A 13,264-nucleotide genomic window follows, 5' to 3' on the forward strand; every position below is an offset into this window, starting at 1 on the left:
TCAAAGTCACTGCTCAAGAACTATTTATAGGCGTCGAAAATTTCTTTGATCAGGCATCCCGATGCGCCGATTGCGGCAATTGAAGTTTCCCACAGCAACATCTGATTGCTAGACTGGCAAACGGCAGGGAGGAACGCATGCCGCGGGCTGCGACGAACCGCACCGGGTCTGGTGGAAGTTCTGGGCGAGATGTGAAGTTCGGCGCCGGTCATGGGCGTTACCATGTGTCGGGCATCAATCAGGGGTGACGACCGCCTCCTCGGCAACGAAGGAATCAAGAAGGCACGATGGACGACGGCTTTGCACGACGGCTCAACAAGCTGTTCGAGACTGTGCACCCGCCGGGGCGCAAGCCGCACTCGAACGCGGAGGTCGCGGATGCGGTCACCGCCGCGGGCCACAAGATCTCCAAGCCATACCTGTCGCAGTTGCGCAACGGGCACCGCACCAACCCGTCCGACGAGACCGTCGCTGCGCTCGCACGATTCTTCAAGGTCAAGTCCGACTACTTCTACGACGATCTGTACGCCGCCAAGATCGACCACGACCTGGAACTGCTGTCGCAACTGCGCGGCCGCGGCCTTCGGCGGCTGTCGGCTCGCGCCTTCGACCTCTCCGAAGAGTCCCAGGACATGCTCACCGCCTTCGCGGAGAAACTGCGGCGAGGCGAAGGCCTGCCGGAGAGCCCCCTCGACTGAGAGGCCGGACCGTCCACGTGCAGCCACTCGTTTGAGCGGCCTGAAGTCCCCCGGTAGTTTGGAGATCGATGCTGTCTCGGAATCTCTCGCGCGTCGCGCGACCGTTGAGTGTCGCCGCGATGACCGTGGGCACCCTGTTCGCCCTGCCCGCGGCGGCGCAGGCGGCGCCGCCGTCGTCGTGCGTACCCGGCAGCTGTTCCGACACGACGGGCGCCTCGTCCGTCCCGGAGCTCCCGGAGGCCGCCATCGTTCTCGTACCCGACGGTGACGATCAACCGACCGACGACGAAGCCGACGACCCCGGAATCAGCATCACCGCCGATGACGATGACGGCGGTATCGGCGTTCCCGGTTTCCCAGGCTTCCCCGGCAATAACGGGAACGGGCCCGGCAACAACAGCGGCAGCAACGGCGACAGCCCGGGGAACAACTCCGGCAACGGTCCGGGCAGCAATAACGGAAACGGCAACAGCGGAAACGGTCCGGGCAGCGACGGCCAGATCACGGTGACCAACGAGCCCGACACGCCGAAATCACCCGCCCCCACACGGCGCGTTCCCACGACGACGCCGCGCACACCGTCCGCCGCCGTTCCGGTGCCGACAGCACCCAAGCGGACGACCTCGAGAAAGAAGAGGCCTCGCACCACCACGCCGACCAAGCCCACGACGTCGCGTAAGGCTCCTGCCGCGAGCGCGCCGGCGGCCGAGCCCGCACCTCCCACGCCGTCCGAGACGGTCATCGAACCGGTGGTCACGACTGCGTCGTCACCGACCGCGGGCGACTACGCGGCAGCTGGCGGCGGGATCGGCGCCATGGTCCTGGTCGCCGCCGCCGCGGGCGGCCTCACCTACCGCAACGCCCGAGCACAGCGCGCACAGGTGAACGCCGCTCGTGCCGAATTCCTCTCCCCCGGCGGGCGGTAGTCGATGAGCGGTCCCGTCGACGACGCGCCGAGAGCACGCCGCTCCCACCGCCGGATACACGCGGCGGTCGAAGCCGTCCTCGACGTCGCCGCACAGAAGCACGCCAACTCGCTCGAAGACATCGTCACCGCGGTCGGTGAGAGCCGTCGTCGACCGATCGCCGTCGTCGTCGAAGATCTCGCGCCCGGTGTCTGGGGGCAGCGCCGCGAGTTCGACGACCACGACGAGATCGTGCTGGCGAGGTCGCTGCCCAGCGAGGCCCGGACGCTCGCGCACGAGTTGGGACACGTCGTCTTCCGCCATCCGGGCGCTGCCGCCGACGCGTCGACCGTCGCGGCCGACGACGACCTGATCGCCTACATGCTCGGTTTGGAAGTCGGCAGCGACGACGAGTCCGAATCCGCAGAGCCTGAATCCGAATCCGCGGAATCCGCCGCCGACCACGACCTCCAGGAATGGGAGGCCGAAGCCTTCGCGTCCCGACTGCTGCAGCGAATCGCGCAACTGTATCGTCGGCACTCCTGGCGACCCATGCTCCGCTACGACGAGGCTCTCGGATGACCTGGCTCACCTGGGTGATCGCCGTCCTGTGCGCTGCCGCCGTCGGCGCCCGGCTGGGTCGCCTGACCGTCCGTCCGCCGTCCCTCGCCCGGACCTCCGTGGCGATCGCGGCCATCGCCGTCGCTGCCGCAGCCGCCGTGCGCACCCCCACGGTCGCCACCGTCATCGGCCCGCCGGGCAGCAACGCACCCACTCTCGTCTTCGTCGGCTGCTGGGTGGTGGCCTCCACAGCGACCGCGCTCATCGCGTTCTCCGCGCTGTCACAACTGGGACGACGTGCACTGTCCGTCGCCACCGTCGCGCTCTCGGCCGTTGCGGTGGCCGACCTCGTCGCCCTCGCACTGCTCGGCGAAACAATGGTCGGCGCCACCTTGATCGTCCTGACCGGCCTGTTCGCGCTCGGCGTCGGCCTGCGGTATGCGGCGTGGAATCCACTCGGTCGCGCCATCGCCCTCTACCTGGTCGGCGTCGCCATCATGGTGGTCACCCTGGTGGTGTCACCCGACCACGTTCAGCCCGACGGTGTCTGGTGGGCGGCCACGATCATCATCCTCAGCGCCGCCTGCTGCTCGGTGATGGTCGAGAGTTGGGCGGTCGCTCGTCTAGATCTGCGTCGCACGCTGACACTGCACCGGGCGTTGATCGCCGCACATCCCGAGCTGGCCGATCCTGACTACCGCTCGGCGACGCCGGTCCTGCAGGCCAACGATCGCGTATCCGAGATCCTCGACGGCCTCTACCTCCATGCCGGTGCGGGCCTGGTGCCTGCGGAGGGCTCCGACGTCGACGACAGCCCGCGGACCCGCGCCCGAGCGATCGCCGCCTGGCTGCACGCCACCGATCCAGACCTGATCGACCCCGATCTGCTGAGCACTCCCGCACCGCTGTCGGACCGTCGCTGGGTCCGGTTGATCGCCCGCGAGTACGACCGAGTCGGCTGACCGGCTCTCTGTTCAGACCCGCTGGCCCGCCCGCGCAGTCAGCGGCCGTTCAGAGACCAGCCCGTACATCGTCATGCCGTTCCACTCTCGTGTCGCGAACTGCGATCCGTGCCAGCCGGTGAGGAACCAGTCGCGCAGCCGCGGCGACCCGGTCCAGAGGTAGACCGGGCGATGGTGTTCGCGGCAGAAGTCCTCCACCGTCCGCATCATCTCGATCATCGTGCGCACGCCCCGGGCTTCGGGCGTCGCGGTGATGAACAGGCAGTTCACCGCATCGTCAATCGGCGTCGGCAACGGGGGCGCGGTCCACAGTTCCAGCAGTCGTTCTCGCAGGCCGGGGCTGCGCACTGCGAGTTCGACGTCCTCGGGCGTCAACGGCGGTCGACCATCGGGCGAGACGCTGACGTCGTGGGGTTGCCAGGTCAGCACACACACCAGGCGGCCGTCCCGCTCACCGCCCAAGGCGTACCCGACCCGCAGCAGCGGCTTCAGGAAGAGTTCGGCGAGCCACTCACGCTTATCCTTCTCCTCGACGTACTCGCCGAGCAACCAGCGGTACAGTGGGATGTCGGCAATGCCTTGTTCCATGACCGCGATCGCTTCCGGCAAGCGCGTTTCGTCGAGTGTCACCACGTCGACCATCAACAGACTCCTTCCATCGCAAACGGACCGCCCCGCGCAGTCGCGAGACGGTCCGCTGCTTCCGCGAAGCTCGAACTCAGACGTTCGTGCTCACGATGCAGAATCGCTGCTTCCGCCGGCGGAGCCGGTGGTCAGAGCCTCGATGATCGGGGTAAGGAAATCGATTTCAATACGAGCAGGTCCACCATCAGCCATGTCTTCACTTCTCTCTTTCGGACAGCAGGGACGTTTTACGTCCATAGGACGTACAGAACAGACTGCTCGTAGCGACGTAACCCAGATCACAGTTCTGCGGTGAATGTCACCCGTTTACACTAATCCAGACAGATAACAAGCAGACACACTTGATTCGGCGCTAAATCTGAGTCGGCCATCCACCGGGGACCAGATCACGCCCCCTTGTCGACACCGTTGACTCCCCTCACACTCGGCGTACGATTGTCGACAATCGACACGTTCGGTGGGAGGGATCATCATGGCGCCAACACGGACCGACGTCTGCGCATTCAGTGCTCTGGAACTGTCCAAGGCCTATCTCGACGGGTCGCTGTCTCCGGTCGAGGTGGCCACCGAGGTGCTCGACGCCGTCGGCCGCGTCGACGGCGAGCTGAACGCCTTCTGTCTGGTCGACCGGGAGGGCGCCCTCGCATCGGCTCGCGCCGCCGAAGAGCGCTATCGGGCAGGCTCGCCCCGCGGCCCGCTCGACGGCGTGCCAGTGTCGATCAAAGACATCTTTCTCACCGCCGGACATCCCACCCGCCGCGGCTCACGGCTCGTCGCCGACCGTGACGACGGCACCGTGCCGACGGTCGACGCACCGGTCGTCGCCGCAGCACTCGCCGCCGGATGCGTCCCGTTCGGCAAGACCACCACGCCCGAGCTGGCATGGAAGGGCGTCACCGATTCACTGCTCACCGGGATTACACGCAATCCGCATGATCCGGCCACCACGCCCGGCGGATCCAGCGGCGGGTCGGCCGCCGCCGTCGCCGCCGGTCTCGGACCGCTCTCGATCGGCACGGACGGCGGCGGATCGGTCCGGATCCCGGCGTCGTTCACCGGAACCGTCGCGTTGAAGCCGACCTACGGCGTGGTCCCGATGTATCCGTCGAGTCCGTTCGGCACCCTCGCGCACGCGGGTCCGATGACCCGATCGGTGACCGACGCCGCCGCGTTCATGGACGTCCTCATCCGCCCGGACGCCCGCGACTGGTCGGCCATGCCGCCGTCCGCGACGTCGCCCGACGTCGACGGCTATCTGGTCGCTGCCCTCGACGGGACGCTGGGAGCCCGGCCGCTGGAGGGGCTGCGCGTCGCCTACAGTCCCACCCTGGGTTTCGCGACCAACCAGCCGGATGTGGAGCGCACGGTGGACGCCGCGGTCGCGACCATGGCGGAGCTGGGGGCCACCGTCGAGTCGGTGGATCCGGGACTGTCCGATCCAGTCGACGCCTTCCACATCCTCTGGTTCGCCGGCGCCGCCGCCGTCCTGAAACCCTTCGGCGACGACGCCGTCGACCACGTGGATCCCCGCTTGCGTGAGGCACTCGCCCGCTACCACGACTACACCGCGCAGGATTACCTCGACGCCGTCGCCGAACGGATGGCGTTGGGACGACGGCTCGGCGCACTGCACGACGACTACGACGTCCTGGTCACGCCCACCATGCCGATCACGGCGTTTGCCGCCGGCGCCGACGTGCCGCCCGGGTGGCACAGCCCCGATTGGACCTCGTGGACGCCGTACACCTACGTTTTCAACATGACTCAGCAACCTGCGCTGTCGATCCCGTGCGGCGTCGCCGACAACGGTCTCCCGGTGGGCCTGCAGATCGTCGGCGCCCGCTTCGCCGACCGCCTGGTGATGCGCACCGGTGCCGCGCTCCACGAGCGGATCGCCGACCGCACGCCGCGCCCGCGAGTCCATGCCTGCCAGGGAGCCTGACGCCGTGCCGGAGCAGGCAGCGCGTCGTGCCGACGTGACGGACTATTCGACGATGTCGTTGGAGCCCGTGGTGCAGGAGTCCACGCCGGCGATCATCGCGCGAGCCCTTCGCCAGGCGATCTCCGTCGGCGACTTCCCGCCCGGCTCGCAGGTCGGGGAAGCCGCCCTCGCGAAGCATCTCGGCGTGAGCCGAGGGCCGTTGCGCGAGGCGATGCAGCGCCTGACGCAGGAGGGTCTGCTGGTCTCACACCGCAACCGCGGGTTGTTCGTCCCGGAACTCTCCCCCGCCGCGGTCTCTGACATGTATCTGCTGCGGACCACCGTCGAACGTGCGGCGATCGAGCAGATCTTGCGCGCGGGCGACGGCGCGGTGTGCGCGGCCCGGCTCGACGCGGTCGTCGCACGGATGACCGGGCTCAGTCCGGACTCCTCGGAGATGCTGGTCGCCGACCTGGACTTCCATCGCGAGTTGGTGGAGGCCGCCGACAGCGAACGCCTGTCGCGGGTGCATCAGACGGTGCTGGTCGAGACCAGCATGTGTCTGCGTGCCATGTCGTCGACCTACGGGCCGGACGAGGATCGCGTGTCCGAGCATCGCGCCCTCGCCGACGCGATGAGAGCAGGCGACGTGGCGCGGGCGACGTCGGCCCTCACCGATCACATGCGTGACGGTCTGGGGCGGCTCGTCGGGACTCCCCGCTCGTGAACGTTTGCGCGGGGCGAGACTTTTTCGTCACCGCACCGGAATGGCCACGTACTTCGTCTCCAAGAACTCGTCGATCCCGGTGAGTCCCCCTTCGCGGCCGAGGCCCGACTGCTTCACCCCGCCGAACGGTGCGGCGGGGTTGGAGACCAGGCCGGTGTTGAACCCGACCATGCCCGCCTCCAGCTGTTCGGCGATGCGGAATCCCCGATTCACCGATTCGGTCATCACGTACGAGACCAGGCCGAACTCGGTGTCGTTGGCGAGGGCGACCGCGTCGTCGTCGGAATCGAACGGCACCAGCGCGGCGACGGGCCCGAAGATCTCGGTGCGCATCAGATCGGCGTCGGCCGAGACCGAGGTCAGGACGGTCGGCGGATAGAAGTGTCCGGGACCGTCGGACCGCTGACCACCGCAGACCACCTGCGCTCCGCGTTCCACCGCATCCCCGACGAGGGCCTGGACCTTGTCGACCGCCTTGGCCTCGACCAGCGGCCCGACGTCGGTGCCCGCGACGGCGCCGTCGCCGACCGTCAACGACTGCATCCGGTCTGCGAGTCGTTGCGCGAAATCGTCGATCACACTGCGGTGCACCAGAATCCGGTTGGCAGCGGTGCACGCCTCGCCCATGTTGCGCATCTTGGCCGCCATGACGGCGTCGAGCGCGACGTCGAGATCGGCGTCCTCGCAGACGATGAACGGCGCATTGCCCCCAAGCTCCATCGACGTGCGCAGGACACCGCGCGCACACTGCTCCAGCAGCAGCTTGCCCACCGCCGTGGATCCGGTGAAGGAGAGCTTGCGCGCCTTCCCCGAATCGATCCAGGGCTCCACCACGCTGCCCGCCGACGACGTGGACACCACCGACAGCACGCCGGCGGGCAACCCCGCCTCCACCAGCAGGTCCGTCACATACAGCGAGGTCAACGGGGTCAGTGCGGCCGGCTTGTAGACCATCGTGCAGCCCGCGGCGATCGCCGGGCCGATCTTGCGGGTGATCATCGCCAGCGGGAAGTTCCACGGGGTGATCAGGATGCACGGTCCCACCGGCTCCTGGGTCACCACGAAGCGTGTCTTGCCGTCGGGGCTGCGCCGCGCGTCGCCGCGAATCCGCACGGCCTCCTCGCCGAACCATCGGAAGAACTCGGCGCCGTACGCCACCTCGCCCCGCGCCTGTTCGAGCGGCTTGCCCATCTCGGTCGTCATCAGCAACGCCACCTCGTCGGTGCGTTCGATGAGCAGCTCGTAGGCGCGTCGCAGGATCTCCGACCGCTCGCGGGCGGGCACGGCGGCCCAGTCCCGCTGATGTGCCGCGGCCGTATCGATGGCGGCGACGGCATCGTCGTGACCGCCGTCGGCGAGGGTCGCGATCGTTTCTCCGGTGGCCGGGTTCTCCACGGAGAACGTGGCTCCGGACGTCGCGGTCCGCCAGCGGCCGTCGATGTGGATGCCGGTGCCGAGCCCGGCGATGATGTCAGCGACCTCACGGGTCATGACGCACCTCCTGGTTGGGTGACTGGGTTTCGGATGGGCGTGAGGGGGTCGGGGTCGAGCAGTTCCAGCAGGTGTCTGCCGCGGCGACGGTCGCCGTCGTTCCCGCGCACGGTGGGGTCGACGGTGGCCAGGCGCATGATCTGGGTGGCGCACGAGAAGCCGTCGGTGAGGACCGGGGCGTCCGGGTGTCGGCGCAGCGCGGGTGCGAGCGCCTGCTCGGCGACGGCGTCCGAGACGGCTTCGTGTCCGGCGGTGAAGCCGAAGTCGCCTGCGACACCGCAGCAGCCGGTCGCCTCGACGACGCTGCCGACACCGAGCGCGGTCAGCGCGGCGCGCTGCACGCGGTTCCCGAAGGTCGCGTACTCGTGGCAGTGGGTCTGCACCACCACGTACTCGGGCGGCTCACCCGGCCACTGCGGAGCACATCCCTGCGCCGCCAGTTCACCGAGATACGCGGCGGCGGAACGGACGCGTCCGCCCACCCGACGAGCCCGTGCGGCTTCGTCGACGCCCACGGCATCGACAGTCAGCAGCCGCGGCAGGTCGTCGTGCAGGGTGGCCGCGCAACTCGGTTCCACGACGACGATCGGGGCGTCGCCGCCGAGCTCGTCGAGATGCCGGGCGGTGCGCCGCAGCGTCTTTCGTGCGGCGTCGAGCCGTCCGGTGGTGATCTGAGTGAGGCCGCAGCAGTGGTCCGCGGTGCAGGCGACCGAGCCGTGAACGCCGCCCAGGACGCGGACGGCGGCGCCCGCGACCTCCGGGCGCAGCCCGCGGGTGAAGGAGTCGAGGAACAGCACCACCTCCGGCGGCGCGGGCGCGTTGATCGAACGCGGCGCGTGCCGGAGCTGGTCGCGGAGCGACGCCGCGGACGCGAACTCCGGGAGCACGCGGTCGGCGCCGAGACCGCCGAGCCGCGCCCCGGCACGGCCGACGCGAGTGCGGGTCAGGGCGTTGAGCGGCCGAGCCAGGTACGGCGTCACCCGCAGCCAAGTCGGCAGCATGCCGAGGGTGTAGTGCTCACGCGGGCGGATGCGCCCCCGATAGCGGTGGTACAGGACCTCGGACTTCATAGCGGCCATGTCGACCCCGGTCGGGCAGTCGGACGAGCACGCCTTGCACGCGAGGCACAGATCCATCGACTCGGCGAGCGCGGGCGCGCGCCAGTCGACGGTGTCGACGCCGTCGCGCGTGGCCTCCTGCAGCACCCGGGCACGACCGCGGGTGGAGTCCTTCTCGTCGCCGGTCGCGCGGTACGACGGACACATCACTCCGCCCGTGTGCGTACGGCAGCGGCCGACGCCGATGCACGCCTGCGAACCATGCTCCGCGGTCACGTCGGCGAGGGCGAGGTCGACGTCGATCGGCCGGGTCTGCCGCAGCCCGCCCGGTGCCAGAATCCCTGCGGGATCCCAGATGTCGCCGAAGCGGTCGAAGGCCTGCAGCATCTCGGGCGAGTACATGATCGGCAGCAGCTCCGACCGGGCGCGGCCGTCGCCGTGCTCGCCGGACAGTGATCCCTCATACCGCACGACCAGGTGCGCGGCGTCGGTGCAGAACGCCCGGAAGACGCTGCGGCCCTGCGCCGTGCGGAGATCGAAGTCGATGCGGATGTGCATGCACCCCGCACCGAAGTGGCCGTACATGACACCGGTGAGTCGATGACGATTCAGCAACTCGCGGAACTCGGCGAGGTAGTCGCCAAGCAGATCGGGGCGGACCGCGGCGTCCTCCCATCCGGGCCAGGAAAGGATGGTCTCGCCGGTGTCGGGGTCGGTGAGCCGGGAGCTCAGTCCGGCGCCGTCCTCCCGAACGCGCCACAGGTCGGCGCGTTCGGTCGGATCCGCCACCTGCCGCAGGTCCACGGCCCGGCCGTCGGCGCGCAGGTCCGCCTCCAACGCCACGGCCCGACCGTCGCTCTCACCCGTCTCGTCGATTTCGATGAACAACCAGGCGCTGCCGTCGGGGAGGTCGGCGACCGCGTCGTCGCCGCGCCGCTCCCGCATAGTCGCAACGATCACCTCGTCGACCCCTTCGACGGCCGTCGGTCGGTTCTTCAGCAGGAGCGGGACGTCGCGGGCGGCGTCGACGATGTCGGCGTATCCGGCGACGATCAGCGACGTGCGGGCCGGTCGATCGGCGAGTGCGACGGTCGCAGCCGTCACGACCACGCAGGTGCCTTCGCTGCCGACGAGTGCTCGGGCGACGTCGAAGCCCTCTTCCGGGAGCAGGTGTCGGAGGTGGTAGCCGGACACCTGCCGCGGGATGCGGCCGAGTTCGGTGCGGATGGCGGCGAGATGGTCCGCGGCGAGCGATCGCAGTTCGGCCTCGAGGTGCTCGGCGCGGGCGGCTGCGGCCGCGTCGCCGGGGATCGTCGCCCGAATCCCCGTGCGCGTCGCGGTGATTCGCAGGCCGTCCGCCGTGACGGCGCGCAACTCCACCACGTGGTCGGCGGTACGGCCGTAGCGGACCGAATGGTTCCCGCAGGCGTCGTTGCCGATCGCACCGCCCAGGCAGGCGCGCGTCTGGCTGGACGGATCGGGGGCGAAAGTGAGGCGACGGTCGGTGGCGTCGAAGACCGCGGCACGCAGGCGCGTCAACACCACGCCGGCTTCGGCGGTCGCGGTCCGCGCCTGCTCGTCGACGGCGAGGACGCGGTTGAGGTGGCGGGAGAGATCGACGACGAGTCCACTGCCGATCGAGTTGCCGGACATGGACGTGCCTCCGCCGCGCGCCGTCACCGGGACACCCAACCGATGGCAGACCCGTAGTGCGACAGCGACGTCGTGCTCGGTCTGCGGGAACAGCACCGCCGCGGGCGTCACGCGGTAATTGGACGCGTCGTACGAGTACTCGGCGAGTCGTCGCCGATCATGGTCGGGATTCAGGCCTTCCGCGCGCAGTGCCGTGATCAATGCGTTCGGAGGAGCCATGGTCTCAGCTTTCCACCGTGCGGCGCACGGCGCGAACAAACCGCTCGGTGCCGGTGACGATCTCCTCCTCGGTGACGGTGAGCGCCGGGATGATCCGGACGATGGATCCCAGCGGGCCGCAGGTCAGCGTCAACAGGTCCTCGTCGATGCAGGCCTGTTGCACGGCACCCGCCAGTCGGACCGCTTCGAGGGACTCCGGGCCACCCGCGTTGGCGGTCGGATCCCCGAACTCGACGGCCAGCATCAGGCCGATGCCGCGGACGTCGCTGATGGCGTCGATGCCCGCGAGTCCCTCGCGCAGCCCGGCCAGGAGCTGCCGGCCACGCACCCGGGAGTTCTCGACGAGCCCCTCCCGTTCCACCACATCCAGCGTCGCAACGCCCGCGGCGGCCGACACCGCGTTGCCGCCGTAAGTGCCGCCCTGGGAACCCGGCCAGGCCTTTGCCATGATCTCCTCGGGCGCGGCGATCGCTGAGATCGGGAAGCCCGACGCGATCCCCTTCGCGGTGATGATGACGTCGGGGACCAGGCCTTCGGTGTGCTGGTGTCCCCAGAACTCGCCGGTGCGGCCGACGCCCGCCTGCACCTCGTCGAGCACCAGGAGCGCCCCGTACTTCTCGGTGCGTTCGCGCAGGCCTGCGAGGTACGCGGGCGGCACCTGCAGGTAGCCGCCGTCGCCGAGGACCGGCTCGATGAGGACCGCAGCCAGCTCCTTCGGATGGATGCGGGTGGACATCATGTAGTCGAACTCGCCGAGCGCATAGGCGACGGCGTCGGCCTCCGAGAGCTGCAGGCGCCGTGCGTCGGGGAACGGTGTGGACGCGACGCCCGCCATCATGGGTCCGAAGCCCGCCGAGAACTTGGTGCCCGCGGTGGTCAGCGACGCCGCGGCGACGGTTCGTCCGTGGAAGCCGCGCTGCACGGTGACGATGTACTGCCTCCCGGTGGCCATCCGCGCCAGCCGGACGGCGGCCTCCACCGCCTCGGATCCGGAGTTGGCGTAGAAGACCGAGTCGATGCCGTCGGGCAGATGCTCGCCCAGCTTCTCGGTCAGTTGCAGCAGCGGCTGGTGCATCACGGTCGTGTACTGGGCGTGAATGATCTTGGCGCATTGCTCCTGCGCTGCGGCCACCACGTCGGGATGACAGTGGCCCGTGCTGGTGACGCCGATGCCCGTCGTGAAGTCGAGGTAGCGGCGGCCGTCCGTGCCGTGGATCCACGAGCCGAGCGCGTGGTCGACGACGACAGGCGTCGCCTGCTTGAGAACCGGGGAGAGGGATGCCTTCGTCATGAGGCCAGTGTGTGCCCGTACCGACAGGTTGTCAACGGTCGGATTGTCGACAATCATTGCTGACGTTACGGTGGTGTGCATGAGCGCTGATTCTCCGGTCGTCGTGCTTCTGACCGCCGACGATGTTCCTCCTCCCGCCGACCTCGAGCAGATCCGGCAGCTCGCCGACGTGCGGGATGCGACCGCCGACTCCCTCGCCGACGCACTGCCCGGCGCCGACGTGCTGCTGGTGTGGGACATCTTCTCGGGCGCTCTCGCCGACGCCTGGCACGCCGCGGACTCGCTGCGATGGGTGCACGTCGCCGCGGCCGGGGTCGACACACTGCTCTTCGACGGCCTCCGCGACTCGGACGTCGTCGTCACCAACGCGCGCGGCGTCTTCGACCAACCGATCGCCGAGTACGTCCTGGCCTGCGTGCTCGCGAACGACAAGCAGTTGCATCGGACCGAAGAGTTCCGGCGGCGCGGCGAATGGGTGCACCGCGAAACGCTGCGCGTGGCGGGTCGACGCGCACTGGTGGTCGGCACCGGCGGCATCGGTCGGGCGATCGCGCGGATGCTGACCGCCGTCGGCCTCGACGTCCGGGGCGCGGGCCGCACTCCGCGGGCGCAGGACCCGGACTTCGGCGTCGTGCTCGACGCCGCTCACCTCGCCGATCACCTCGGAGCGGTCGACCATGTGGTGATGGTCGCACCGTTGACCGACGCGACGCACGGCATGCTCGGCGCACGCGAACTCGCGGCACTCCCCGACGGCGCCCACGTCGTCAATGTGGGCCGCGGGCCGCTGATCGATCAGCGGGCCCTGACGGCCGAGATCGCTGCCGGTCGTCTGACCGCGCACCTCGATGTGCTGGTCGACGAGCCGCTGCACGCCGACGATCCCCTGTGGACCCTGCCGGGCGCCCACATCAGCCCGCACATGTCGGGCGACGTGGTCGGCTGGCGCGACACCCTGTCCGCCCAGTTCGTGGCAAAGCTCCACGATTACCGAGCCGGCCGTACGCCCGGCCCCGCAGTCGACAAGCATCGCGGCTACGTCCCGCACTGATCCCAGCCCGCGGCGGTCTCGATGCGCTCCTCCGTCGCTCACTCGACCAACGTGAGAAGCCCAGCGCCACCCCCACGCTGAT

The 13,264-nt window shown here is 69.3% G+C and carries 11 protein-coding genes; 7 read left to right on the top strand and 4 right to left on the bottom strand.

Annotated elements, in window-relative coordinates:
• Positions 1–287 precede the first annotated feature (287 nt).
• The 4 genes from GH2_RS04310 to GH2_RS04325 all read left to right on the top strand — a co-directional run bounded on the left by GH2_RS04310 (position 288) and on the right by GH2_RS04325 (position 3,126).
• The gene (locus GH2_RS04310) at positions 288–698 is read left to right on the top strand and encodes a helix-turn-helix domain-containing protein (protein WP_066163572.1); all 411 of its coding nucleotides are present in this window, start codon (positions 288–290) and stop codon (positions 696–698) included.
• Between the two features lie 119 nt (positions 699–817).
• On the top strand, positions 818–1,624 hold the full coding sequence (locus GH2_RS21550) for a hypothetical protein (RefSeq protein WP_169802417.1): 807 nt from the start codon (positions 818–820) through the stop codon (positions 1,622–1,624).
• Positions 1,625–1,627: 3 nt separating this feature from the next.
• Complete coding sequence (locus tag GH2_RS04320) at positions 1,628–2,185, top strand: ImmA/IrrE family metallo-endopeptidase (RefSeq protein ID WP_066163577.1); 558 nt, start codon at positions 1,628–1,630, stop codon at positions 2,183–2,185.
• Positions 2,182–3,126: a hypothetical protein gene (locus tag GH2_RS04325; protein ID WP_066163579.1), complete on the top strand. Its 945-nt coding sequence runs from the start codon at positions 2,182–2,184 to the stop codon at positions 3,124–3,126. The genes GH2_RS04320 and GH2_RS04325 overlap by 4 nt, the downstream gene beginning before the upstream one ends.
• Positions 3,127–3,138: 12 nt before the next feature.
• Here GH2_RS04325 and GH2_RS04330 read toward each other — a convergent pair whose 3' ends face one another.
• A complete protein-coding gene (locus GH2_RS04330) occupies positions 3,139–3,768 on the bottom strand; it encodes a hypothetical protein (RefSeq protein ID WP_066163583.1) in 630 nt (209 codons plus the stop codon).
• A 475-nt stretch (positions 3,769–4,243) separates the two neighbouring features.
• On the opposite strand from GH2_RS04330, the gene GH2_RS04335 reads away from it, so the two are divergent.
• A complete protein-coding gene (locus tag GH2_RS04335) occupies positions 4,244–5,713 on the top strand; it encodes an amidase (protein ID WP_066164256.1) in 1,470 nt (489 codons plus the stop codon).
• Between the two features lie 52 nt (positions 5,714–5,765).
• Positions 5,766–6,419, top strand: a complete 654-nt coding sequence (locus tag GH2_RS04340; RefSeq protein WP_066164259.1) for a GntR family transcriptional regulator — start codon at positions 5,766–5,768, stop codon at positions 6,417–6,419.
• A 27-nt stretch (positions 6,420–6,446) separates the two neighbouring features.
• Here GH2_RS04340 and GH2_RS04345 read toward each other — a convergent pair whose 3' ends face one another.
• Genes GH2_RS04345 through GH2_RS04355 form a run of 3 tightly spaced genes read right to left on the bottom strand, consistent with a single transcriptional unit; the run spans position 6,447 to position 12,131 of the window.
• Positions 6,447–7,910, bottom strand: coding sequence for an NAD-dependent succinate-semialdehyde dehydrogenase (locus tag GH2_RS04345; protein ID WP_066163585.1), 1,464 nt, complete (start codon positions 7,908–7,910; stop codon positions 6,447–6,449).
• Positions 7,907–10,840, bottom strand: coding sequence for an FAD-binding and (Fe-S)-binding domain-containing protein (locus tag GH2_RS04350; RefSeq protein WP_066163587.1), 2,934 nt, complete (start codon positions 10,838–10,840; stop codon positions 7,907–7,909). Before GH2_RS04350 ends, GH2_RS04345 begins: the two co-directional genes overlap by 4 nt.
• A gap of 4 nt (positions 10,841–10,844) precedes the next feature.
• Entirely contained in the window at positions 10,845–12,131 is a 1,287-nt protein-coding gene (locus tag GH2_RS04355) for an aspartate aminotransferase family protein (RefSeq protein ID WP_066164262.1), read from the bottom strand.
• A 79-nt stretch (positions 12,132–12,210) separates the two neighbouring features.
• Between GH2_RS04355 and GH2_RS04360 the strand changes: the two genes are divergently transcribed.
• Positions 12,211–13,182 carry a D-2-hydroxyacid dehydrogenase gene (locus GH2_RS04360; RefSeq protein WP_066163588.1) on the top strand — a complete coding sequence of 324 codons (972 nt, stop codon included), beginning with the start codon at positions 12,211–12,213 and terminating at the stop codon, positions 13,180–13,182.
• Positions 13,183–13,264 lie beyond the last annotated feature (82 nt).

The organism is Gordonia hydrophobica NBRC 16057, assembly GCF_001592365.1.
GTDB classification, from domain to species: domain Bacteria; phylum Actinomycetota; class Actinomycetes; order Mycobacteriales; family Mycobacteriaceae; genus Gordonia; species Gordonia hydrophobica.

Excerpts from the sequence above, each read along its gene's own strand:
- GH2_RS04340 (WP_066164259.1), top strand. The coding sequence starts at position 5,766 with ATGTCGTTGGAGCCCGTGGTGCAGGAGTCCACGCCGGCGATCATCGCG.
- GH2_RS04355 (WP_066164262.1), bottom strand. The coding sequence starts at position 12,131 with ATGACGAAGGCATCCCTCTCCCCGGTTCTCAAGCAGGCGACGCCTGTC.
- GH2_RS21550 (WP_169802417.1), top strand. The coding sequence starts at position 818 with ATGACCGTGGGCACCCTGTTCGCCCTGCCCGCGGCGGCGCAGGCGGCG.
- GH2_RS04350 (WP_066163587.1), bottom strand. The coding sequence starts at position 10,840 with ATGGCTCCTCCGAACGCATTGATCACGGCACTGCGCGCGGAAGGCCTG.
- GH2_RS04320 (WP_066163577.1), top strand. The coding sequence starts at position 1,628 with ATGAGCGGTCCCGTCGACGACGCGCCGAGAGCACGCCGCTCCCACCGC.
- GH2_RS04310 (WP_066163572.1), top strand. The coding sequence starts at position 288 with ATGGACGACGGCTTTGCACGACGGCTCAACAAGCTGTTCGAGACTGTG.
- GH2_RS04345 (WP_066163585.1), bottom strand. The coding sequence starts at position 7,910 with ATGACCCGTGAGGTCGCTGACATCATCGCCGGGCTCGGCACCGGCATC.
- GH2_RS04330 (WP_066163583.1), bottom strand. The coding sequence starts at position 3,768 with ATGGTCGACGTGGTGACACTCGACGAAACGCGCTTGCCGGAAGCGATC.
- GH2_RS04335 (WP_066164256.1), top strand. The coding sequence starts at position 4,244 with ATGGCGCCAACACGGACCGACGTCTGCGCATTCAGTGCTCTGGAACTG.
- GH2_RS04325 (WP_066163579.1), top strand. The coding sequence starts at position 2,182 with ATGACCTGGCTCACCTGGGTGATCGCCGTCCTGTGCGCTGCCGCCGTC.
- GH2_RS04360 (WP_066163588.1), top strand. The coding sequence starts at position 12,211 with ATGAGCGCTGATTCTCCGGTCGTCGTGCTTCTGACCGCCGACGATGTT.